A 209-nucleotide genomic window follows, 5' to 3' on the forward strand; every position below is an offset into this window, starting at 1 on the left:
ATCGGTACGGTGGCCAGCAACAACCCGGAGGCCAGCATGGTGGCGCCCAGCGCGCGCATGGTCCTGGTGAGCGTCATCCCTACCCCGTTACCCCGTCAGTTGGAGACTGTGGCGCGTGCCTTGGAGGCACGCACCGCTCGATCGTATCGCCCCACTACCTGACATGGGGAGGACCCCACGCCTCTGCACGCCTTCACCACAGCCCGATT

The organism is Kitasatospora nipponensis (genome assembly GCF_039528135.1).
Classification (GTDB): Bacteria; Actinomycetota; Actinomycetes; order Streptomycetales; family Streptomycetaceae; genus Kitasatospora; species Kitasatospora nipponensis.